Raw genomic sequence first — 20,682 nt, 5'->3', positions numbered from 1 at the left:
GGCGCTTGGCACTGCTCATGGTTCCTTCACCCCGGCCCTCTCCTACCGGGCGAGGGTGCTTTCACCTTCCAATAGCCTGTGAGGTTTTCCATGCCCGGCGCCCTGTCCCATATCCGCGTTCTCGACCTGTCGCGCGTGCTCGCCGGGCCCTGGTGCGGGCAGATCCTCGGTGATCTTGGCGCTGAGGTGATCAAGGTCGAGCGCCCCGGCACCGGCGACGATACCCGCCACTGGGGCCCGCCCTATCTCCAGGATCAGCACGGCGAGAACACCTCGGAGGCGGCCTATTACCTGACCGCCAACCGCAACAAGCAGTCGCTGACCGTCGACTTCACCCGGCCAGAGGGCCAGCGCATCATCCGCGAGCTGGTGACGCAGTGCGATGTGCTGCTGGAGAACTTCAAGGTCGGCGGGCTCGCCGCCTACGGGCTGGATTATGAAAGCCTGAAGGCGATCAATCCGCGGCTGGTCTATTGCTCGATCACCGGTTTTGGCCAGGACGGGCCTTACGCCACACGTGCTGGCTACGACTTCATGATCCAGGGCCTAGGCGGGCTGATGAGCCTGACCGGCCGCAGCGATGCGGAGGAGGGCGCCGGGCCGGTGAAGGTCGGCGTGGCGCTGACCGATATCCTCACCGGCCTGTACGCCACCGTTGGCGTGCTCGCTGCGCTGGCACATCGCGAACGCAGCGGCGAAGGCCAGCATATCGATACGGCGCTGCTTGACGTGCAGGTCGCCTGCCTCGGTAACCAGGCACTCAACTATCTCACCACCGGCGTGGCGCCCAAACGCATGGGCAATGCCCATCCGAACATCGTGCCCTATCAGGATTTCCCCACTGCCGATGGCGACATCATCTTCACCGTCGGCAACGACGGTCAGTTCCGCAAGTTCTGCGAGGTGGCCGGAAGATCGGAGTGGGCGGACGATCCGCGCTTCGCCAGCAATCGCGCGCGGGTCGCCCATCGCGCCGAACTGATTCCACTGATTCGCCAGGTCACGGTGTTCCGCACTACGGCCGAATGGGTCAGTGCACTGGAGCAGGCTGGCGTGCCCTGCGGGCCGATCAACGACCTGGCGCAGGTGTTCGGCGACCCACAGGTGCAGCATCGCGGGCTGAAAGTCGAGATGCCGCATCCGCTGGCCGGCCACGTGCCGCAGGTGGCCAGCCCGCTGCGGCTGTCCGCTTCACCCGTGGATTACCGCATGCCGCCGCCACTGCTCGGCGAACACAGCGAGGCGCTGTTGCAGCGCCTGCTGGGCATGAATGACGAGCAGATTGCTGGCCTGCGCGCGGCCGGCGTCATCTAGCTCAGAAACCTTCCAGCACGATCTTGCCCTTGGCCTTGCCGCTTTCCAGCAGGGCATGGGCACGGCGCAGATTGGCCGCGTTGATGGTGCCGAAGTGCTCGCCGAGGGTGGTGCGCAGTACGCCCTGAGCGACCAGCTGGCTGACGCGCTGCAGCAGGTGGTGCTGCTCGATCATGTCCGGCGTCTCGAACAGTGAGCGGGTGAACATCAGTTCCCAGTGCAGCGACAGGCTCTTGCGCTTGAGCTTCATCACGTCCAGCGGTTGGGCCGGATCGTCGATCAGTGCCAGGCGGCCCTGCGGCGTCAGCGCCTCGACCAGCTGATCGAAGTGCTGATCGGTCTGGGTCAGGCTGGCGACATGGCTGACGCTGGCGAAACCGGCGCGCTGCAGCTCGGCGTGCAACGGCTGACTATGGTCGATGACATGGTGCGCGCCGAGTTCACGCGCCCAGGCCTGGGTTTCCGGACGCGAGGCGGTGGCGATCACGCTGGCCTCGGTGAGCTGACGGGCCAGCTGCAGCATGATCGAACCGACGCCGCCGGCGGCTCCGACGATCAGCAGCTGCTGCCCGGCGCCATGGCCCTCCACCAGTTGCAGGCGTTCGAACAGCAGCTCCCAGGCGGTGATGGCGGTCAGCGGCAGCGCGGCGGCCTCGGCGAAGCTCAGGCTCTGCGGCTTGCGTCCGACGATGCGCTCGTCCACCAGATGGCGTTCACTGTTGCCGCCCGCGCGGGCGATGGAGCCGGCGTAGAACACCTCGTCGCCGACCTTGAACAGGCTGACCTCGCTGCCCGCCCCGACCACCACGCCGGCCACGTCCCAGCCCAGCACCTTCGGCTGCCCGGCTTCTGCCTGGGTGTTGCGGCGTACCTTGGTATCCACCGGGTTGACCGAAATGGCGCGCACCTCCACCAGCAGATCGCGCGGGCCGGGTGCCGGCTCGGGCAGTTCCACGTCCTGCAGGGCGCGGGGATCGTCGATGGCAAGGGATTCAAAGTAGGCGACCGCTTTCATGCTGTTGCTCCGTATGGGTTCGGTGGGAGGGCATGCTCAGCTATTTGACTCGGAAGAAAAACGGGGCGATAAGCGAGGCTCTTTCAATCGGATATTGAAAATGCTCCGTATCGATGACCTGCAGTTGTTCGTCCGTACCGCCGACAGCGGCAGCCTTTCCGCGGCCGCGCGCACGCTCGACGTGTCGCCGGCGGTGGCCAGCGCGGCCTTGAAGCGCCTGGAGGCGAGCCTGGGGGCGCGACTGTTCGTGCGCTCCACCCGCAGCTTGCGCCTGACTGCCGAGGGTGAGGCGTATCTGCTGCATGCCCGGGCGGCACTGGCCAGCCTGCACGAGGGCGCCCAGACGCTCGCTGGCGGGCGCGAGGCGATCAGCGGCGTGCTGCAGCTGTCGGCGCCATCGGACTTCGGGCGCAACGTGCTGCTGCCGTGGCTCGACGAATTCCAGGCGAGTCATCCGCAGTTGCAGGTGCGCCTGCTGCTGGGCGACGGGCTGACCGATCTGTTCCGTCAGCCGGTGGACCTGGTCCTGCGTTACGGCGAGCCGCAGGATTCGAGCCTGGTGGCGCTGCCGGTGGCGGCTGGCAATCGCCGGGTGCTGTGCGCTGCGCCGGCCTACCTGCAGCGCCACGGCGCGCCGCAGCGGCTGGACGAACTGGCCGGGCACAACTGCCTGCGCTTCATGCTCGCCGGACGCGTGCACGACCGCTGGTGTTTTCAGGAGGGCCGCCGGGGGCGCACCGTGCAGGTCAGCGGTGATCGGGTCAGCGACGATGCCGACGTGGTGCGACGTTGGGCGCTGGCCGGCAGCGGGCTGGCCTACAAGTCCTGGCTGGATATCGCCGACGACGTGGCCGCGGGCCGTCTACAGGTGCTGCTGCCGGACTGCCTTGGCGAGGCGGCGCCACTCAGCCTGCTCTGCGCCCATCGCGCGCAGTTGAGCAAGCCGGTGCGGCTGCTGCATGGACATCTGCAGACACGTTGCAAGGCGCTGTTGGCGCGCGCCCCCTGGCATCTCATTTAGACCGTTATTCATGCTCGAGCTGTGAGCTTTTTGTTCGCGCCTGAACTCTTATGGCGTTTGGCTATTCTTATCTGAGTACTGGTTAACAGAATGGACAAGCGCATCATGCATACGCAGCGTTTTCGCTACACCTGGCAACTGACGGTTGTCGTCCTCCTGTCCTGGCTTCTGGCCGGCTGCGGGGTCAATAACATCCCAACCTATGACGAGCAGGTGAAGGCCGCCTGGTCGCAGGTGGAGAACCAGTACCAGCGCCGTGCCGACCTGATTCCCAACCTGGTCGAGACGGTCAAGGGCTTCGCCCGTCAGGAGCAGGAAACCCTTACCGCCGTGGTCGAGGCGCGGGCCAAGGCCACGTCGATTCAGGTCGATGCGAGCACACTCGATGATCCGCAGAAGCTGCAGCAGTTCCAGCAGGCGCAGAACCAGCTGACCGGCGCTCTGAGCCGGCTGATGGCGGTATCCGAGCGCTATCCGGATCTGAAATCCAATCAGAACTTCCTTGCCCTGCAATCGCAGCTCGAAGGCACCGAGAACCGCATCGCGGTGGCACGTCGCGACTTCATCGCCGCGGTCGAGCGCTACAACACCGAGATTCGAACCTTCCCCGGTCGCATCTGGCACACCCTGATGTACAGCGACATGCCGATTCGCGAGAACTTCGAGGCTACCGCCGAGAATGCCGAGCAAGCGCCACAAGTGCAGTTTCAATGACCTCCAGGTTTCCGCTGCTGCTGATCCTGCTGCTCTGGGCCGGTAGCCTGGTCGCCCAGGAAGCCGAGGTCCCGGAGCTGACCGGGCGCGTGGTCGATCGTGCCGAGCTGCTCGACACCCAGGCCGAGGCGCGGCTGACCAGCATGCTGGCCGGCCACGAGCAGGCGACCGGTGAGCAGGTTGTCGTTGTCACGGTGCCGGACCTGGGCGGGCGCAGCATCGAGGAATTCGGTCTGGAGCTTGGCCGTACCTGGGGCATCGGCCAGAAGGGCGAGGACAACGGTGCGCTGCTGATCGTCGCTCGCGATGATCGCAAGATTCGCATCGAGGTCGGCTACGGTCTGGAAGGCCGGCTCACCGACGCGCAGTCCTCGGTCATCATCAACCGGATCATCGCGCCGGCATTCCAGCGCGGCGACTTCACGGCCGGGATCACCGAAGGTGCGGAGGCGATCGTCACCGTGCTCGGCGGTGACCCGCTGCCGGCCGAGCTGCGCCCGGTGATGCCGATGGTGCAGGAGCAACCCGGCGGCCTCGGGATTCTCGGTTTCTTCCTCATGCTGGTAGCAATCTTCGTTATCGGCGGCGGGCGCGGTGGCCGCGGTGGCGGTCGTCGTGCCTTGCTGCTGGGCGCCTTGCTTGGCGGTATGGGGCGGGGCGGCGGTGGTGGTTTCGGCGGCGGTGGCTTCGGTGGGGGCGGCGGCGGTTTCGGCGGCGGTGGCGCTTCCGGCGGCTGGTAAATCAATGATGGATGAACGATGACCTTACTGAGCGAAAGCGAACTGCAACAGGTAGCCGAAGCGATCGAGCGCGTCGAGCGCAGCACCGATGCCGAGCTGGTCACGGTGCTGGCCGCGCAGGCAGACGACTACCACTACATCCCGCTGCTGTGGGCCGGCCTGATCGCGCTGCTGTTACCCGGAGCGCTGCTGTTCTTCAGTGGCTGGCTTGGCGCATGGCAGCTGCTGCTCGTGCAGTGGGCGACATTTATCGTGCTTGCGGTGATGTTCCGCATGCCGGCGCTGACCAGCCATCTGATCCCCCGTTCGGTGCGCAACTGGCGTGCCTGCAATCTGGCGCGGCGTCAGTTCATCGAACTCAATCTGCATCACACCGAAGGCGACACCGGCGTGTTGATCTTCGTCTCCGAAGCAGAGCGCTATGTGGAGATTCTGGTCGACCGCGGCATTTCCAGCCGCATCGACAATGCCGCATGGGAGTCTGTCGTCGCCTGCTTCACCGATCGGGTGAAGCAGGGCCAGGTGCTCGAAGGCTTTCTTGGCTGCATCGAAGCCAGTGAGGCGCTGCTGGCGCAGCATGTGCCGAAGACCCACGAACGCAACGAACTGCCGAACCGGCTGGTGGTGTTGCCTTAACTCTCCAGCAGCGATGGCGCCCGTGGGCGCCATCCTTTCACTGCATGCGCCGTTGTTCGGCAAGTAGCTGGCGCTCGCGCTGCAGGGCGCGCGCAAGGCGCTGCTGACCGCCGCGCTCGGCCGCGGCGATCAGTGTCTGGTCGACCAGGTCGCGCTGTGCATGACTGCCGCCGAAACGCTGCGCCTGATTGCGGATCGCCCGTAGCCGCTCCACGCATCGCCCGTGGTCGCCCTCGACGAACGCCACCACCGCCTCGACGCCCGGAGCGCCTATCTGGCTGGTGAAACGTGCGTTGTCGTCGTCCCGCGCGCATGCCCGTCGCTGGGCTTCGCGCAGCAGGCCCAGCAGGTCATCGCGGCCGGCGCTGGCGAAGGCCATCGCAGCGTGAAAGTCGTTGAAGGCATAGTTGCCGTCCGCTGCCATCGCTGCCCAGCGCTCAGCCACGCCCGCCCAGCGTTCGCCGACATCCACGCCACGCAGTTGCAGCCGCCAGAGCAGTGCGCTGGCGTCGATCAGCTCCAGCGCCAGGGTGCTCTGTCGGCCATTCACCGGGCCATCGAACAGCGCCAGCGCAGTATCGCAATCGTCCAGTTCGATATGATGCAGCGCCAGGTGCCACCAGTTGTGCACCGCCAGCATGCTGTCCTGCTGCCAGGCCGGGTTGCCGCGCATCCAGGCGATGCCTTCCTCGCGCCGCCCCTGCATCTCCAGCACATGCGCGACGGCATGCTGCGCCCAGGCGTCGTCGGGTTGAAGCGCGATCGCTTCACGGCCATAGCGTTCGGCGAGCCGATAATCGCCGGTCTCTTCCAGTCCGAACGCGTACAGGCCGAGCAGCGCATGGTAGCCAGGCACTTCCAGCGACCAGTCCGGCAGGACGCGGGCGATGCGGTCGCGCAGCATGCGTGCATCGCCGGTGAAAAAGTCGATCTGCTGTCCCGCCTGCAGCGCCAGCATGTCGTGGGGATAGTCGATGCTGAGGTCTTCCAGCACGCGTCCGGCGGCGTGCCAGCGGCCATCCAGCAGTTGCCGCAGCGCCTGCAGGTGGCGGGCCTCGCGGTCATTGTGCGGCAGCTCCAGGGCGTGCTCGTACGAGGCGCGGGCCACCGGCAGGGCGGCCGCCTCGGTGCCGAGCAGGTAGAGCCAGGCCTGCAGGACATGGCCCATGACCAGTTCCGGCGAGGCCTGCAGTGTGGCTTCGGTGGTTGCCAGCGATTCGGCGTGCAGGCAGCGGAACTGCGCGAGCGCCTGATCGAGCAGGGCCTGCGCCTCGCTATTGCAGCCGGTCAGTTGGTGCCCGTGTGCGTCTTTCATTGTTCTATGCTCCATGAGTCCGGTTCGTTGGCATCGGCCAACGCGCCCATACTCGGGGTTTGGCTTACGTTGGACCCCAGTCATCCTGGAAACAAACCGGCTATTTCCGCCATGGCCCGCTCAGAGATCGCCGAACGCCCGCCGCTGACCGTCGCCCTGCTGGCGACGCCGGACAGTACGGCCTCGACGCTGTTCGGCCTCTACGATCTTCTGCTGGGTGCCCGTCGCGACTGGCAGCAACTGCTGCACCGCGCCGACGTGGCGTCGCCCTTCCTGCCGCTGATCGTCAGCCGCGACGGACACTCGCTGCGGGTCTACAACGATATCCCTGTCCACCCTTATGCCAGTCTGGACGACGCACCGCCTACCGACGTGGTGATCGTCAGCAACCTGGCGGTCAGCCCCTGGGAGCCGCTCGATGATCGCTACGCGCCCGAGGCGCAATGGCTGTGCGAGCGCTATGCGGCCGGCGCGACGCTGGCGGCGGCTTGCTCCGGGGCGATGCTGCTGGCGCGTACCGGGCTCTTGGCCGGCTGCGAAGGGACTTCGCACTGGGGCTACTGCGATTGCCTGCGTCGCGAATACCCGGACGTGCGCTGGCATCCGGACAAGGCATTGGTCAGCACCGGCGTCGGCCAGCGCCTGGTGATGTCTGGCAGTGGCAGCAGCTGGCATGCGCTGGGGCTGTTTCTCATCGCCCGTTTCGTCGGTGCGCGCGAGGCGATGGAGGTGGCGCGGCTGAACCTGTTCGACTGGGACGCGACCAGCCCGCTGGCCTACGCCGCGATGATGCGCACCGGCCAGCTGGCTGATCCGGTGATCGCTCGCTGCCAGGAGTGGGCCGCGCAGCATTACGAGGAAGAGGCGCCGGTGAGCGCCATGGTGCGCATCAGCGGGCTGCCGGAGCGGACCTTTCAGCGCCGCTTCGCCCTGGCCACGGGACTGACGCCGCTGGATTACATCCATACCCTGCGGCTGGAGGAGGCCAAGCAACTGCTGGAAAGCGGAGAGCTGTCGGTTGAAGCGATCGCCTGGGAGGTCGGCTATCAGGACGCCGGCTTCTTCGGTCGACTGTTCCGGCGCAAGGTCGGCCTCACGCCGGCGCAATACCGGCGACGTTTCGGCGTGTTGTCGCGGCGCCTGGACGGCATCGCCACGCTGCAGCAGGTGGCGCCGGCCGTGCACTGATCCCAGCGGATGTGCCGTCCGCCGGGATCGTTACGCCCTCCGGCTCAGAGCCGGGTCGGGCCGTCGTCTTCCGGCTCGCTCGATACCACCGGCGACAGTTCGAAGCTGTCGGTGCTGTCCATGGCGCTGGCCGCGACGCGGTCGATGCTGTTCAGCGCATGGCCGATGATCGAGCTGACACTGGCTTCGTGATGGTGCACGGGCAACCGTTCGATGGCCGCCAGCACCTCTTCTCCAGGCACGGTTTCCACCGCGAGCAGGCGCTCGGTGATGTGGTCGAGCGCCGGTTTCAATCGCTGCAGCAGGGCCAGGCACTCCTGATTGAGCTGCTGCAGCAGCTCATCGGCCGCTTCCAGCGCTTCTCGCGGATCGCTGTCCAGATGCGCGTCTCGCACGGCCTGCAGGCTCAACAGCGAGCCGCGCGGGCCCATGCCGAGGGCGCCGACCATGGAAAGGGCGATCTTCGAGGCTTCCTGCAGATCCTGCCCGGCGCCGGACGACACCTCGTGGAAATACAGCTGCTCGGCGCCGCGCCCGGCCAGCAGCATCTGGATGCGATTGCGCAGTTCGGAATACATGTGCAGGCGCTTGTCTTCCACCGGCGTTACCAGCGTCACACCCAGCGCCTGACCCCGCGGCAGGATGGTGACCTTTTCCACCCGGCCGACATTCAGCGCGGCTGCGACCAGCGCGTGGCCAGCCTCGTGCACGGCAATGCGCTTGCGATCGGTCGGCGACATCGGCGTCACGCCGGATGGCTGCTCGCCGATGCGGCAGGTTTCCACGGCATCGACGAAGTGGGCCATTTCGACCTGATTTGCCCCGCCGCGCGCTGCCAGCAGCGCGGCGTGGTTGACGATGTAGGCGATCGCGGCCGGCGTCAGGCCGACGGTGTTGCGCGCCAGTTGCGGGAAATCCAGACCCGCCGCGGCAGTGATCTTGCCGGCGTACAGGCGGAACAGCGCTTCGCGGTCATCAAGGCCGGGCAGCCCGACGGCGATCGAGCGGTCGAAGCGGCCTTCGCGCACCAGCGCCGGGTCGAGCGAGTTGGGGAAGTTGGTGGCGCCCAATACCAGCACGCCAGCGGCGCCATCGAAGCCGTCCATCTCGGCGAGGAACTGGTTGATGATGCGGTTGCTCTCGGCATCGCTGGAACGTGTCTGCTCGGCGCGCTTGCCGATGCCGTCGATTTCGTCGATAAAAATGATGCACGGCGCCTGCTTGCGGGCGGTGCGGAACAGCGCCTTGACCTTCTGGATGCCGACACCGAAATACATCGAGGAGAAGTCGCTGCCGGTGACCTGGATGAAGCTGGCATTCGACTCACTCGCCAGCGCCTTGGCCAGCTGGGTCTTGCCGGTGCCGGGCTCGCCGGTCAGCAGCACGCCCTTGGGCGGGCGGGCGCCGAGACGGGCATAGGCGGCCGGATCGCGCAGGTAGGCGGTGACGTCGCTGAGCGCCTGCTTGGCCTCGGCGGCGCCGATGACATCAGCGAAGGTCACGCCGCTGCCTTTTCGCTGGACTTCAAAGCTACGGGTCTTCATGGCGAAGAACACCGCCGCGCCGATCAGCAGCAGGGCGATCGGTGAGTAGGGCAGAAGGATCTTGTAAAACGGCTTTTCCGCGTCGGTCTGGAACATCGCCAACGGGAACAACTCGCTGCTGCTCTGCGCGTACTGCTCGAGCAGCAGTCTCGCGACGCGTCCGGACTGGTCCGGCACCCAGTAGCGCAGGCCCTCGTGCAGGCTGACGTAGACCGCATCCTTACCCAATGCGGCGCTGGCAATGCTGGCGCCACGCAGATCGTTCATCAGCACCGAGAGATCGCGGCGATTGGCCTGCCAGGGCTCGGTGGAGTCCTGCAAGGCTTCGAGCATGCTCGCCGCCGCGCCAGTGGCTGGCGTCGACGGGGCGCTGGGGCGCAACTGCCAATAGGCGACGCTGGCGGCGATCAGCAGGAGCAGGAAAATAAAAAGTACAGGGCCGCGGCGACCTTGTAGCAGACGGGGTGTTTTCATTTCACATCCAATCGGGAAACCCGACGTTTCGACAAACCACCGCCAGGAGGCGGACCACAGTTGTTCGCGGGAAACCCCGCGGCGCCATTTGCATGGCGCGCCACAGTTCGGATGTGTTGGATGCGATTTATATGCCCGACTGTGTCTCGGCTCGGCAGACTCCGATAGCCGGCGAGAATACGGCAAGTGCCACCATGGGGGCGGCTACGCGACGAACGGAGAGCAGGTTTTCGACGAATGACCGGCTGCGCGGGGAACGAAAGTGTGCGCCGGATGACGTGCCGCGACGCCCGGCGGGACTGGCGGAGCACGGCATCTCACGTAAGTGATCCGGCGCAGAGATTGTCCCGCAAGGCCCTGTTAGGGTTCATCGCCGCGCGGTCGCTTGTCCCGAACCGGGCGCAATAAGAACCTGCCGACAGCCGTCCGGAACCGATGCCGGTGCGGAAAAACAACGTCCGATCGACCCGAGACTTCAACATGCCGACCAACAAGAAGTATCTTCGCTGCGCTTTTCTGGGCGCGCTGATTAGCCTCCTGCCATTCGCCTCGGCCAGCGCCGACGGGGAAACCATCAACCTGCTCACGCAGAATTTCCCGCCGTTCAGCATGGCCGACGATGGCAAGAATTTCGCCAAGGAGGGTGCGATCAGCGGCATTGATGCCGAGGTGGTGGCCGCGCTGTTCAAGCGTGCGGGCGTGCCCTATGCGATGACGCTGCGTTTCCCGTGGAGCCGCCTGCAGCAGTTGGCCGAGAAGACCCCGGGCTTCGCTGTGTTCTCCCTCAGCCGTACCCCCGAGCGCGAGCCCAAGTACAAGTGGGTCGGTCCGCTCAGCGAGATCCAGATCGTGCTGCTCAAGACTCCGGAGAGCCAGATTCAGGTCTCCAGCCTGGATGCTGCCAAGCAGTATCGAATCGGCTCGAAGGATGGCAGCGTGGGCAGTCAGTACCTGATCAACCGTGCATCGAGGTGCAGAGTTCGCTGATCGACACCCCGGCCAAGCTGAAGGCCGGTCAGTTCGATCTGTGGGCGACCACCAACCCCTCCGGCGAATACGAGGCGAAGCAGGCCGGCGTCGGCCCGCTGGCCGTGGCGCTGACCCTGAGCCGTGTCGACCTCTATCTGGCGCTGAACAAGGAAACGCCGGATGCAGTCGTCGAGAAGTTGCAGCGCACCCTCGACCAGATGAAGCAGGAAGGGCTGCTGCAGCAGGCGGCGCAGCGTTACGTGAACTGAAGGCGTTTCACGCTACCGGGGGACGGGTGATCGATCGCTTCGGCGAGTTCTACCTGCAATCGGATCGCATCACTACCAGGCATGAATGAGGCGTGCCGGTGAGGCATCTGGCCAACGCAGGTTGCCGCCGTGGGGCCTGCCCACACTGCCTCTTAGATTTCGTCTGGCGGATTCTGATAAACGCCTGTTGGCCGAACTCATCGCCCCGGGGTAGCCGCGTGGCCCCGGTTCGATCAACAAGTCGCCGGAAAATGAAACGGCAGGGGATTTTTTGCCGGTTTGGACTGCCTTAGTGCAGTGGAGCGGTATCGCTCCAAGCGCACTCCTGGCGATTCGAGAATTCGATGACTTGCTTCAATAACTACATGCTGCGTGCCTTCTGCATGGCCGCCGCGGTCTGGATTGCGCCTGCCAATGCCGAGAATCTACCCGAACCGGTGGGCCATGTGGCGCGGGTGGAAGGCGCTGCGTACATCAGCAGCCGCGGCAATACCAACGCCGCCAAGGTCGGCCAGGCAATCGTGCCGGGTGTGACTTTGAGCACCGGCGCCGAAGGTGCGCTGGGGGTGATTCTCGGCGACGGCAGTGTTTTGGCGTTCGGCCCGCACAGCGAGCTGACCCTCGACGACTATCGCTTCGCCCCGGCATTGGATGAGCTGCGCCTGCGCGCGACGCTCAATCGCGGCACGCTCAACCTGATTGCGGGCGACATGGCCCGCCTCGATCCACAGGCCATCGCTGTCGACACGCCGGACGGCCGCATCGGCGTGCGCGGTGGCCAGGTGTTGATGAAGGTGAGCCCGTGAAGCCGATTACGCTGATGCAAACGATGGTGCTGCTGGCGATGACGGCAGTGGCGGGCTGCGCGCAGCATTCCTACGTGATGCTGGCGGACGACAGTGGTGGGCGCGGTGGTGTGATGCTTGGAGAGGAAGGGGAGCGTCGGTTGGACGCGTCTGGCCAAGGCATGGCAATTGCCGGTACCGGTCAGGCCTATGTCGTACCGGACATGCGCCGCAAGGCGGACTTCGACAAGGCGCTGGCTGCCCAGCCGGCATTGCCCGAGCGTTTTAGCCTTCATATCGCGCCATCCGGCGCGCTGGACAGCACGGCTGAACAACTGCTGGACAGCGTTCTGCTGGCAGCCCAGCGTCGGGACTATCCGGTGGTAACAGTCATCGGCCATACCGATACGCTGGGTCATCGTGCGGCCAACGAGCAGGTCGGTTTGCGCCGCGCCCAGGCGGTCGCCGAGCTGTTGCGTACCAAGGGGCTGGAAGCGATGGAGTTGCGGGTGGAGTCCCACGGCGAGCGCAATCTGCTGATAGCGACGCCGGATGCCACGGCCGAGACGCGCAATCGGCGAGTCGAAATTCTGGTGCGTTGAGGTCGATGACGCGGCGACTGGCGCCGCGCCGACAGACGATCAGATCAGTCGATGACCAGAACGGCGTCCATTTCAACCTGCGCCCCCTTGGGCAGCGCGGAGACACCGATGGCGGCACGCGCCGGGTACGGCTGCTGGCAGTAGCGGCTCATCACCTCGTTGACGGTGGCGAAGTTGCCGATGTCGGTGAGGAAGATGTTGAGCTTGACGATGTCCTTCAGCGAGCCGCCAGCCGCTTCTGCCACCGCCTTGAGGTTCTCGAAAACCTGCACCGCCTGCGCTTCGAAACCTTCCACCAGCTCCATGCTCTTGGGATCCAGCGGGATCTGCCCGGACAGGTAGACGGTGTTGCCGGCCTTGATGGCCTGGGAGTAGGTGCCAATGGCGGCCGGCGCCTTGTCGGTGTTGATCACGGTCTTGCTCATGGAGACTCCTCTGAGGGTTGGGCAACGGGCAGCCAGCATAATGGCTGATGGCGAGAGCGGCCAGCCGTGGCGTTTTGCAGACAGGTTGAAGTCGACGGAGGAGGTCAGGCCTTGACGCGGGTGATGCGGGTGACGCCCTTGATGGCGCGCAGCTTCTTGATGACCCGGGCCAGGTGCACGCGGTCATGCACGCTGACCACTAGCTGGACGACGCTGATGCGGCCGTCGCGCTCGTCCATGCCGATCTTCTCGATGTTGCCGTCGGCGGCATTGACGCTGCCGGCGAGCAGTGCGATCAGGCCGCGCTGGTGCTCCAGCTCGACCCGGAGCTCAACATTGAACTCGCCCGTGACATCCTTCGACCAGGACAGCTGGATGCACTTGTCGGGGTTGTGGCGTACGTCGGCGATGTTCCGGCAGGTTTCCAGGTGCACGACCATGCCCTTGCCGGCCGATAGATGCCCGACGATGGGGTCGCCGGGAATCGGCGTACAGCACTTGGCGTAGTTCAGCACCAGCCCTTCGGTGCCGCGAATCGCCAACGGACCTTCGAGTGCCGGTGCTTCCTCATTGTCGTGCGATATCAGACGGCGCGCTATCACATAGGCCATGCGGTTGCCCAGGCCGATATCCTCCAGCAGATCCTCGACGTACTCCATGTGGTATTCGGTCAGTACCTGCTGGATGCGCTCGGCGCTGATCTTGTCCAGGCTGGTCTCGAAGCCGCTGAGCGCCTTGCTCAGCAGGCGCTCGCCGAGGTTGATCGACTCCGAACGACGCTGCAGTTTGAGCGCATGGCGGATATGCGTGCGTGCCTTGCCGGTGACGACAAAATTCAGCCAGGCCGGATTCGGTCGCGCACCTGGTGCGGTGACGATCTCCACCGTCGAGCCACTCTCCAGTGGTTGCGACAGCGGCGCCAGGCGACGGTTGACGCGGCAGGCGATGCAGGTGTTGCCGACGTCGGTGTGCACCGCGTAGGCGAAGTCGACGGCGGTGGAACCCTTGGGCATCTCCATGATGCGGCCCTTGGGGGTGAAGACGTAGACCTCGTCGGGGAACAGGTCGATCTTCACGCTCTCGATGAATTCCAGCGAGTTGCCGGCGCGCTGCTGCAGTTCCAGTACACCCTTGACCCACTGGCGGGCGCGGGCGTGGGTGCCCTTGGGCACTTCGTCCTCGGGGGACTTGTACAGCCAGTGCGCGGCGATGCCGTTGTTGGCCATCTCTTCCATCTCGCGGGTGCGAATCTGGATCTCGATGGGCACGCCGTGCATGCCGAACAGGGTGGTGTGCAGCGACTGGTAGCCGTTGGCCTTGGGAATCGCGATGTAGTCCTTGAAACGGCCCGGCAGCGGCTTGTACAGGCTGTGCACCGCACCGAGCACGCGGTAGCAGGTGTCGACCTTGTCCACCACGATGCGGAAGGCGTAGACGTCCATGATCTCGTGGAACGCCTTGCGCTTGCCGCGCATCTTCTTATAAATGCTGTACAGGTGCTTCTCGCGGCCCAGTACGTCGCCTTCCAGCCCTTCGCGTTCGAGGCAGTGAATCAGCGACTGTTCGATCTTGTCGACGATATCATTGCGGTTGCCCCGGGCGCGGCGTACGGCGGCGCGGATGCGCTCCGAGCGCATCGGGTGCATGGCCTTGAAGCCCAGATCCTCGAACTCCACGCGCATGGTGTGCATGCCCAGCCGGTTGGCGATGGGTGCGTAGATCTCCAGGGTTTCCTTGGCGATGCGGCGGCGCTTTTCGCCGGCCAGTACTTCCAGCGTGCGCATGTTGTGCAGGCGGTCGGCGAGCTTGACCAGGATCACGCGGATGTCGCGGGCCATCGCCATGGCCATCTTCTGGAAGTTTTCGGCCTGCGCTTCGGCCTTGGTCTCGAAGTTCATCTGGGTCAGCTTGCTGACCCCGTCGACCAGTTCTGCAACGGTTTCGCCGAACTGCGCGACCAGTGCGTCCTTGGGAATGCCGGTGTCCTCGATGACGTCATGCAGCATCGCGGCCATCAGGCTCTGATGGTCCATGTGCATGTCGGCGAGGATGTTGGCTACCGCGAGAGGATGGGTGACGTAGGCTTCACCGCTGCGCCGGCGTTGACCGTCGTGGGCCTGCTCGGCGTAGAAATATGCACGACGGACCAGATTGACCTGATCCGGGCCGAGGTAGGTCGATAGGCGATCCGCAAGCGCGTCTATGGCTGGCAAGACAGTGCTCCTTGCCAGCGGGCTTCGATGTTATCGGTTCGACTTCGACCTGGCATTTATTCAGATGGCCTCGTTCGGCTCTTCCTCGTACTGGGTGAAGAGAGGCTCGTCGTCAACGATCTCGTCTTGTGCAATGACATCGTAGTCGACCAGGCCGGAAGCGATCTCGCGCAGGGCGACGACGGTCGGCTTGTCATTTTCCCATGCGACCTTGGGCTCCTTGCCACCGGTGGCCAGCTGGCGCGAGCGCTTGGTAGCGAGCATGACCAGCTCGAAGCGGTTATCGACGTTGTCCAGGCAATCTTCAACGGTAACGCGGGCCATGGTGTTCCTCATCAATAGCGGTAGAGCGTGCCCGAATGGGCGAGCGGACGGAGTAGTCTAAAAAATCACCAGCCTTAATGGAAGCGCTGTTTCTGCGGGCTGTGCGTCAACCGACCTGCGCGAGCAATTCGCCAAGCAGGCGGGCGTGGCGCTGTTGCTGGGTCTTCTGTATCAGTTGGTTGGCGCGGAAGATCGACTGCAGGTCGATCAGGGCGTGGGCGAAGTCGTCGTTGATTACCAGGTAGTCGTATTCGACGTAGTGGCTCATTTCGCTGACCGCTTCGCGCATGCGCCTGTCGATGATCTCGTCACTGTCCTGGCCGCGGTTGTTGAGGCGTTGGCGCAGTGCTTCCTGTGTCGGCGGCAGGATGAAGATCGATTTGGCCTGGGGCATCAGGCGGCGCACCTGCTGCGCGCCCTGCCAGTCGATCTCCAGGATCAGGTCGAAGCCTTCGGCCAGGGTGTCTTCCAACCAGCGCTGGGAGGTGCCGTACAGGTTGCCGAACACTTCGGCATGCTCGAGAAACTCGTTGCGCTCCAGTCGCGCGAGAAAATCTTCGCGGCTGACGAAGTGATAGTTGACGCCGTCGACCTCGCCCGGACGCATGGTACGGGTGGTATGGGAAACCGACACCCGCACCTGCGGTTGTGCATCGACCAGCGCCTTGACCAGGCTGGTCTTGCCGGCCCCGGAAGGCGCGGAAACGATATAAAGCGTACCGGTGGTGGCGGACATGACGGGTTCCTGAAAAGCGCTGTTAATGCTGTGGGACAAAATAGACCAGCCGTTGTGGTGGCTGATGGTTATTCGAGGTTTTGCACCTGCTCACGCATCTGCTCGATCAATACCTTGAGATTGACCGCGGCCTGAGTGCTGCGCGGGTCGAACGCTTTCGAACCGAGGGTGTTGGCTTCGCGATTGAGTTCCTGCATGAGGAAGTCGAGCCGGCGTCCGGCTGCGCCGCCGGTCTTGAGTACGCGTCGTACTTCGGTCACATGGGTGTTCAGGCGGTCCAGTTCTTCGGCAACGTCACTCTTCTGTGCCAGCAGGACCATTTCCTGTTCGAGGCGCTGTGGGTCGAGCTCTGCCTGCATTTCGCTGAAGCGATCGAGCACCTTCTGGCGCTGGGCTGCGAGCATCTGCGGCACCTGTTCGCGCAGCGTGGCAACTTCTTCGAGGATGCTGTCCAGACGCTCGTTGAGCAGCTTGGCCAGTTCGTCGCCCTCACGTCGGCGGCCTTCCTTGAGCTGCTCGAGCGCACTGTGGAAGAGCTGCAGGGCGCTCTGGTTGAGTGCCTGTGGGTCGACTGCGTCGCCGACCAGTACGCCCGGCCAGCCAAGTACCTGCAGCGGGTCAATCGGTGCGGGTTGGCTGATCAGTGCGGCAACGCTTTCGGCGGCGGCGATCAACTGGCTGGCGCGCTCGCGGTCGACCTGCAGGGCGGTGCGGTTGTTTTCCTCGGCGAAGCGCAAAGTGCATTCCACCTTGCCGCGCGAGATGCCTTTGCGCAGGGCATCGCGAACCGCGCCTTCGAGGTCGCGGAAGGCGTCCGGCAGGCGCAGGTGCGGCTCGAGATAGCGATGATTGACCGAGCGGATTTCCCAACTGAGGGTGCCATGGGTGCCGGCCTGCTCGCTGCGGGCAAAGGCCGTCATGCTGTGGACCATCGGGGATACCTCTCGATTGCGGGCTGCGAAAGGCGAAAGATTGTAAAGGAAAACAGGGTGTCGCGGCAGCGATGGCCGGACGGCCGCGACCCTTTTCCGCGCCAATGGGCTCTATAATGCCGGTCAATTTCCTATCTAGCAGGACCTATACATGAAGCGACCCAGTGGCCGTGCCGCCGATCAGCTGCGCTCGATCCGCATCACCCGCAACTACACCAAGCATGCCGAGGGCTCGGTGCTGGTGGAGTTCGGCGACACCAAGGTGATCTGCACGGTCAGCATCGAGTCCGGCGTCCCGCGTTTCCTGAAAGGGCAGGGGCAGGGTTGGCTGACCGCCGAGTACGGCATGCTGCCGCGCGCTACGGGTGAGCGTAACCAGCGTGAAGCCTCGCGCGGCAAGCAGGGTGGACGCACTCTGGAAATCCAGCGCCTGATCGGTCGTTCGTTGCGTGCGGCGCTCGACATGAGCAAGCTCGGTGAGAACACGCTGTTCATCGACTGCGATGTGATCCAGGCCGACGGCGGTACGCGGACGGCGTCGATCACCGGTGCCATGGTGGCGGTGATCGATGCGCTCAAGGTGCTAAAGAAACGTGGCGGTCTGAAGGCGGGCGATCCGGTCAAGCAGATGATTGCAGCGGTATCGGTCGGTATCTATCAGGGCGAACCGGTGCTGGATCTGGATTACCTGGAGGACTCGGCGGCCGAAACCGATCTGAATGTGGTGATGACCGACGCCGGTGGTTTCATCGAGGTACAGGGAACTGCCGAAGGCGCGCCGTTCCAGCCTGCTGAGCTCAATGCCATGCTGGCCCTGGCTCAGGACGGCGTGCGACAGTTGTTCGAGTTGCAGCGCGCCGCGCTGGCTGACTGAGCGAGAGGTAACGCGAAATGACCGATCAGGATCTCGTGCCGCTGCCCAACCGCGAAGCACGTCAGTGGGCGATGTTCTGCCACTACTCGTCGTTTTTCTGGTTTCTGGCGCCGATGATCGGCAACGTGATTGGTCCGCTGATCGTCTGGCAGCTGAAGAAGGACATGGATCCCTTCGTCGATCAGCAGGGCAAGGAAGCGCTGAATTTCCAGCTTACCTTCAGCATCGTGATGATGATCTGCGGCTTGCTGGCCTGGATCCTCATCGGCTTTCCGCTGATGGTGCTGGTGAGCGTAGTGGCGCTGGTGCTGGTGGTGATCGCCGGCATCCGTGCCAACGGGGGCAAGCCCTACCGCTATCCGTTCTGCTGGCGGCTGGTCAAGTAGGGCAAACCGCCGAGCCTCAGAGGCTCAGCGTCCAGTCGTAGTCAACGATCAGCGGCGCGTGCTGGGAGAAGCGTGGCTGCCGTGGCAGGCGAGCAGTGCGCACGAAGCGGCGTAGACCGGATGTTAGGATCTGGTAGTCGAAACGCCAGCCGAGGTTGAGCATTTCGGCCTGCTCGGTGTCCGGCCACCAACTGAACAGATCGCCTTCGCGATTGACTTCGCGCAGGGCGTCGATATAGCCCATATTGCCGAAAATCTCGTCCAGCCAGGCGCGCTCGGGCGCCAGAAACCCTGGGTCCTGCTGACAATCGCGCCAGTTCTTCACGTCCAGCTTCTGGTGGGCGACATACAGTGAGCCACAATAGATGTACTCGCGGCGCTTGCGGCGCTGCTTGTCCAAGTAGTGGGCGAAGTCGTCCATGAACTTGAGTTTGTGGTTCAGGTTGGCATCGCCTCCGTGGCCGGACGGCACCAACAGGCTGGCGATGCTGACCTTGTCGAAATCCGCCTGCAGGTAACGCCCGTAGCGATCAGCCGTCTCGAAGCCCAGTCCGGTGATGACGGCCTTCGGCTGCAGCCTGGAATAAAGCGCCACGCCTCCCTGCTCCGGAATCTCTGCATCGCAGGCATAGAGAAAGTAACCGTCCAGCTGGTAGGCCGGATCGTCGAGTTCCAAGGCAGAGGCGCGGGTATCTTGCAGGCAGATGACATCGGCATTCTGCGCTTGCAGCCAGCTGAGCAATCCCCGCTGTGCCGCCGCTTGAATGCCATTCACGTTGACGCTGATGATCCGCATAAATGGCCCCTAAAAACACGTGCGTGTATGATAACCCAAGCTCTTCGCAATTAGCTAAAACAGTGGTTTTCCGGGAAATTTCTTCATGCAGGCGTACCAGCGCGAGTTCATTCGCTTCGCCATCGAACGCGGTGTTCTGCGTTTCGGTGAGTTCACTCTCAAGTCGGGACGCATCAGCCCCTATTTTTTCAATGCCGGGTTGTTCAACAGCGGCAGCGCGTTGGCACAGCTCGGGCGGTTCTACGCCTCGGCGGTGACCGAGAGCGGCCTGGATTTCGACGTCATCTTCGGCCCGGCCTACAAGGGCATCCCGCTCGGCGCAGCCACCGCCATCGCGCTGGCCGAGCAGCATCAGCGCGACCTGCCTTGGTGCTTCAACCGCAAGGAAGCCAAGGATCATGGCGAGGGTGGCACGCTGGTCGGTGCACCGCTGGCGGGGCGTGTGCTGATCGTCGATGACGTGATCACCGCCGGCACCGCGATCCGCGAAGTGATGCAGATCATCCAGGCGCAGAAAGCCGAGGCCGCCGGCGTACTCATCGCCTTGAATCGACAGGAAAGAGGGCAGGGCGAGCTGTCGGCGATTCAAGAAGTTGAACGTGATTATCGAATGCCGGTAATCAGTATTGTGTCCCTGGAGCAAGTGCTGGAATATCTCGCCGACGACGCTCAGCTGAAACAGCACCTGCCCGCGGTACAGGCTTATCGCGAGCAGTACGGAATCTGACCCAGGGTAGGTAATGCGCCATGCGTAAATCGGTAGCCGCTCGCACGTTGCTCCTGCTGGGAGTCATATGTCCGGTATTGGCCTCGGCTGCCGAGCTGTATCGCTACGTGGACGACCGCGGCGTGGTCGTACTCGATCGCCATGGCGTGCCGCCGCAACACATTTCGCGTGGATATCAGGTGCTCAACGAGCAAGGGCGAGTGGTCCGCGAGGTGCCGCCGGCACCGACCGCGGAGGAATTTGCCCGGTTGCAGGCACAGAAGGCCCGCGCTGCATCGGATGCGCAGCTGCTGCGTCTGTATGCCAGTGTCGAGGATGTGGAGCGGGCCGAAACGCGCAAGCTTTCCGAGCTCGATAGCGTGATGGGCTTGGCCCGCGGCAACCTGCAGTCGATACGCAACCAGCATGCGAGCTTGCGCAAGCAGGCGGCGAACCATGAGCGCGCCGGCCGCAAGGTTCCAGGCAACCTGTTGGCGCAGATCGAGAACCTTGAAAAGGAAGAGCAGAGTCTGCTGCGCGACCTCAAGCGTTTCGAAAAGGCGCGCGCTGATGCGGAAGTCAGCTTTGCCAGTGATCGCCAGCGGATTGCCGAATTGCTAGGGCAAAAGCAGTAAAACGCTGATACCCGTTCCCTTGTTTCAAAATGCTTGGCGTGGCTATTTGCTATGCCAATAGCTCGATGA

At 64.2% G+C, this 20,682-nt stretch carries 23 protein-coding genes; 14 read left to right on the top strand and 9 right to left on the bottom strand.

The window, feature by feature from the left end; genetic code table 11:
• Positions 1-90: 90 nt before the first annotated feature.
• Complete coding sequence (locus tag LW136_RS20025) at positions 91-1,314, top strand: CaiB/BaiF CoA transferase family protein (RefSeq protein WP_234173833.1); 1,224 nt, start codon at positions 91-93, stop codon at positions 1,312-1,314.
• 1 nt (position 1,315) lies between these two features.
• Here LW136_RS20025 and LW136_RS20020 read toward each other — a convergent pair whose 3' ends face one another.
• The gene (locus tag LW136_RS20020) at positions 1,316-2,329 is read right to left on the bottom strand and encodes a zinc-binding alcohol dehydrogenase family protein (RefSeq protein ID WP_234173831.1); all 1,014 of its coding nucleotides are present in this window, start codon (positions 2,327-2,329) and stop codon (positions 1,316-1,318) included.
• A 100-nt stretch (positions 2,330-2,429) separates the two neighbouring features.
• Here LW136_RS20020 and LW136_RS20015 point away from each other — a divergent pair, with 100 nt between their 5' ends.
• The 4 genes from LW136_RS20015 to LW136_RS20000 all read left to right on the top strand — a co-directional run bounded on the left by LW136_RS20015 (position 2,430) and on the right by LW136_RS20000 (position 5,440).
• A complete protein-coding gene (locus tag LW136_RS20015) occupies positions 2,430-3,350 on the top strand; it encodes a LysR family transcriptional regulator (RefSeq protein WP_234173830.1) in 921 nt (306 codons plus the stop codon).
• A 105-nt stretch (positions 3,351-3,455) separates the two neighbouring features.
• A complete protein-coding gene (locus tag LW136_RS20010; RefSeq protein WP_031297351.1) occupies positions 3,456-4,064 on the top strand; it encodes a LemA family protein in 609 nt (202 codons plus the stop codon).
• Entirely contained in the window at positions 4,061-4,804 is a 744-nt protein-coding gene (locus LW136_RS20005; protein WP_041015212.1) for a TPM domain-containing protein, read from the top strand. Before LW136_RS20010 ends, LW136_RS20005 begins: the two co-directional genes overlap by 4 nt.
• A gap of 18 nt (positions 4,805-4,822) precedes the next feature.
• Positions 4,823-5,440, top strand: coding sequence for a TPM domain-containing protein (locus LW136_RS20000; RefSeq protein ID WP_234173828.1), 618 nt, complete (start codon positions 4,823-4,825; stop codon positions 5,438-5,440).
• Between the two features lie 37 nt (positions 5,441-5,477).
• Here LW136_RS20000 and LW136_RS19995 read toward each other — a convergent pair whose 3' ends face one another.
• Positions 5,478-6,755, bottom strand: a complete 1,278-nt coding sequence (locus tag LW136_RS19995; RefSeq protein ID WP_234173826.1) for a tetratricopeptide repeat protein — start codon at positions 6,753-6,755, stop codon at positions 5,478-5,480.
• Between the two features lie 111 nt (positions 6,756-6,866).
• Between LW136_RS19995 and LW136_RS19990 the strand changes: the two genes are divergently transcribed.
• Positions 6,867-7,943, top strand: coding sequence for a GlxA family transcriptional regulator (locus LW136_RS19990; protein WP_234173825.1), 1,077 nt, complete (start codon positions 6,867-6,869; stop codon positions 7,941-7,943).
• A gap of 44 nt (positions 7,944-7,987) precedes the next feature.
• Here LW136_RS19990 and LW136_RS19985 read toward each other — a convergent pair whose 3' ends face one another.
• Complete coding sequence (locus LW136_RS19985; protein WP_234173823.1) at positions 7,988-9,961, bottom strand: AAA family ATPase; 1,974 nt, start codon at positions 9,959-9,961, stop codon at positions 7,988-7,990.
• A gap of 480 nt (positions 9,962-10,441) precedes the next feature.
• On the opposite strand from LW136_RS19985, the gene LW136_RS22885 reads away from it, so the two are divergent.
• From LW136_RS22885 to LW136_RS19965, 4 genes are all read left to right on the top strand, one after another.
• Positions 10,442-10,948: a substrate-binding periplasmic protein gene (locus tag LW136_RS22885; RefSeq protein ID WP_234173821.1), complete on the top strand. Its 507-nt coding sequence runs from the start codon at positions 10,442-10,444 to the stop codon at positions 10,946-10,948.
• Positions 10,933-11,199: a transporter substrate-binding domain-containing protein gene (locus tag LW136_RS22880; protein ID WP_234173819.1), complete on the top strand. Its 267-nt coding sequence runs from the start codon at positions 10,933-10,935 to the stop codon at positions 11,197-11,199. Before LW136_RS22885 ends, LW136_RS22880 begins: the two co-directional genes overlap by 16 nt.
• Positions 11,200-11,543: 344 nt before the next feature.
• Positions 11,544-12,005, top strand: a complete 462-nt coding sequence (locus LW136_RS19970) for a FecR family protein (RefSeq protein ID WP_234173818.1) — start codon at positions 11,544-11,546, stop codon at positions 12,003-12,005.
• 14 nt (positions 12,006-12,019) lie between these two features.
• Positions 12,020-12,586 carry an OmpA family protein gene (locus tag LW136_RS19965; RefSeq protein ID WP_102832989.1) on the top strand — a complete coding sequence of 189 codons (567 nt, stop codon included), beginning with the start codon at positions 12,020-12,022 and terminating at the stop codon, positions 12,584-12,586.
• A gap of 44 nt (positions 12,587-12,630) precedes the next feature.
• Here the strand turns inward: LW136_RS19965 and LW136_RS19960 are convergent, their stop codons facing one another.
• The 5 genes from LW136_RS19960 to LW136_RS19940 all read right to left on the bottom strand — a co-directional run bounded on the left by LW136_RS19960 (position 12,631) and on the right by LW136_RS19940 (position 17,216).
• The gene (locus tag LW136_RS19960; protein WP_234173816.1) at positions 12,631-13,011 is read right to left on the bottom strand and encodes a RidA family protein; all 381 of its coding nucleotides are present in this window, start codon (positions 13,009-13,011) and stop codon (positions 12,631-12,633) included.
• A 104-nt stretch (positions 13,012-13,115) separates the two neighbouring features.
• Positions 13,116-15,224 carry a bifunctional GTP diphosphokinase/guanosine-3',5'-bis pyrophosphate 3'-pyrophosphohydrolase gene (gene spoT / locus LW136_RS19955; protein WP_234173815.1) on the bottom strand — a complete coding sequence of 703 codons (2,109 nt, stop codon included), beginning with the start codon at positions 15,222-15,224 and terminating at the stop codon, positions 13,116-13,118.
• A gap of 60 nt (positions 15,225-15,284) precedes the next feature.
• A complete protein-coding gene (gene rpoZ, locus LW136_RS19950) occupies positions 15,285-15,548 on the bottom strand; it encodes a DNA-directed RNA polymerase subunit omega (protein ID WP_003283345.1) in 264 nt (87 codons plus the stop codon).
• A 106-nt stretch (positions 15,549-15,654) separates the two neighbouring features.
• Positions 15,655-16,284: a guanylate kinase gene (gene gmk, locus LW136_RS19945; protein WP_234173813.1), complete on the bottom strand. Its 630-nt coding sequence runs from the start codon at positions 16,282-16,284 to the stop codon at positions 15,655-15,657.
• Between the two features lie 68 nt (positions 16,285-16,352).
• Entirely contained in the window at positions 16,353-17,216 is an 864-nt protein-coding gene (locus tag LW136_RS19940) for a YicC/YloC family endoribonuclease (protein WP_044314672.1), read from the bottom strand.
• A gap of 151 nt (positions 17,217-17,367) precedes the next feature.
• Here LW136_RS19940 and rph point away from each other — a divergent pair, with 151 nt between their 5' ends.
• Positions 17,368-18,090 (top strand): ribonuclease PH, encoded by a 723-nt coding sequence (rph, locus tag LW136_RS19935; RefSeq protein ID WP_023444579.1) that lies wholly within the window; start codon positions 17,368-17,370, stop codon positions 18,088-18,090.
• A gap of 17 nt (positions 18,091-18,107) precedes the next feature.
• Positions 18,108-18,476, top strand: a complete 369-nt coding sequence (locus LW136_RS19930; protein WP_234173812.1) for a DUF4870 domain-containing protein — start codon at positions 18,108-18,110, stop codon at positions 18,474-18,476.
• Between the two features lie 16 nt (positions 18,477-18,492).
• Here LW136_RS19930 and LW136_RS19925 read toward each other — a convergent pair whose 3' ends face one another.
• Positions 18,493-19,272 (bottom strand): exodeoxyribonuclease III, encoded by a 780-nt coding sequence (locus LW136_RS19925; RefSeq protein WP_014821803.1) that lies wholly within the window; start codon positions 19,270-19,272, stop codon positions 18,493-18,495.
• A gap of 85 nt (positions 19,273-19,357) precedes the next feature.
• On the opposite strand from LW136_RS19925, the gene pyrE reads away from it, so the two are divergent.
• Both pyrE and LW136_RS19915 read left to right on the top strand, forming a co-directional pair.
• Complete coding sequence (gene pyrE / locus LW136_RS19920; protein ID WP_125861182.1) at positions 19,358-19,999, top strand: orotate phosphoribosyltransferase; 642 nt, start codon at positions 19,358-19,360, stop codon at positions 19,997-19,999.
• 20 nt (positions 20,000-20,019) lie between these two features.
• Complete coding sequence (locus tag LW136_RS19915) at positions 20,020-20,613, top strand: DUF4124 domain-containing protein (protein WP_185743946.1); 594 nt, start codon at positions 20,020-20,022, stop codon at positions 20,611-20,613.
• Positions 20,614-20,682 lie beyond the last annotated feature (69 nt).

This window comes from Stutzerimonas kunmingensis (assembly GCF_021432085.1).
Lineage (GTDB): Bacteria > Pseudomonadota > Gammaproteobacteria > Pseudomonadales > Pseudomonadaceae > Stutzerimonas.
Note: the sequence above shows the minus strand (reverse complement) of the source record. Positions and strands in the feature narration are given on the sequence as shown.

Coding starts and splice junctions, on each gene's coding strand:
- LW136_RS19985 (WP_234173823.1), bottom strand. CDS start 9,961: ATGAAAACACCCCGTCTGCTACAAGGTCGCCGCGGCCCTGTACTTTTT.
- LW136_RS20005 (WP_041015212.1), top strand. CDS start 4,061: ATGACCTCCAGGTTTCCGCTGCTGCTGATCCTGCTGCTCTGGGCCGGT.
- LW136_RS19925 (WP_014821803.1), bottom strand. CDS start 19,272: ATGCGGATCATCAGCGTCAACGTGAATGGCATTCAAGCGGCGGCACAG.
- LW136_RS20000 (WP_234173828.1), top strand. CDS start 4,823: ATGACCTTACTGAGCGAAAGCGAACTGCAACAGGTAGCCGAAGCGATC.
- LW136_RS20010 (WP_031297351.1), top strand. CDS start 3,456: ATGCATACGCAGCGTTTTCGCTACACCTGGCAACTGACGGTTGTCGTC.
- LW136_RS19940 (WP_044314672.1), bottom strand. CDS start 17,216: ATGGTCCACAGCATGACGGCCTTTGCCCGCAGCGAGCAGGCCGGCACC.
- pyrE (WP_125861182.1), top strand. CDS start 19,358: ATGCAGGCGTACCAGCGCGAGTTCATTCGCTTCGCCATCGAACGCGGT.
- LW136_RS20025 (WP_234173833.1), top strand. CDS start 91: ATGCCCGGCGCCCTGTCCCATATCCGCGTTCTCGACCTGTCGCGCGTG.
- rph (WP_023444579.1), top strand. CDS start 17,368: ATGAAGCGACCCAGTGGCCGTGCCGCCGATCAGCTGCGCTCGATCCGC.
- LW136_RS22885 (WP_234173821.1), top strand. CDS start 10,442: ATGCCGACCAACAAGAAGTATCTTCGCTGCGCTTTTCTGGGCGCGCTG.
- LW136_RS19990 (WP_234173825.1), top strand. CDS start 6,867: ATGGCCCGCTCAGAGATCGCCGAACGCCCGCCGCTGACCGTCGCCCTG.
- LW136_RS19930 (WP_234173812.1), top strand. CDS start 18,108: ATGACCGATCAGGATCTCGTGCCGCTGCCCAACCGCGAAGCACGTCAG.
- rpoZ (WP_003283345.1), bottom strand. CDS start 15,548: ATGGCCCGCGTTACCGTTGAAGATTGCCTGGACAACGTCGATAACCGC.
- LW136_RS19915 (WP_185743946.1), top strand. CDS start 20,020: ATGCGTAAATCGGTAGCCGCTCGCACGTTGCTCCTGCTGGGAGTCATA.
- LW136_RS20015 (WP_234173830.1), top strand. CDS start 2,430: ATGCTCCGTATCGATGACCTGCAGTTGTTCGTCCGTACCGCCGACAGC.
- LW136_RS19960 (WP_234173816.1), bottom strand. CDS start 13,011: ATGAGCAAGACCGTGATCAACACCGACAAGGCGCCGGCCGCCATTGGC.
- LW136_RS19965 (WP_102832989.1), top strand. CDS start 12,020: ATGCAAACGATGGTGCTGCTGGCGATGACGGCAGTGGCGGGCTGCGCG.
- gmk (WP_234173813.1), bottom strand. CDS start 16,284: ATGTCCGCCACCACCGGTACGCTTTATATCGTTTCCGCGCCTTCCGGG.
- LW136_RS19970 (WP_234173818.1), top strand. CDS start 11,544: ATGACTTGCTTCAATAACTACATGCTGCGTGCCTTCTGCATGGCCGCC.
- LW136_RS19995 (WP_234173826.1), bottom strand. CDS start 6,755: ATGAAAGACGCACACGGGCACCAACTGACCGGCTGCAATAGCGAGGCG.
- LW136_RS20020 (WP_234173831.1), bottom strand. CDS start 2,329: ATGAAAGCGGTCGCCTACTTTGAATCCCTTGCCATCGACGATCCCCGC.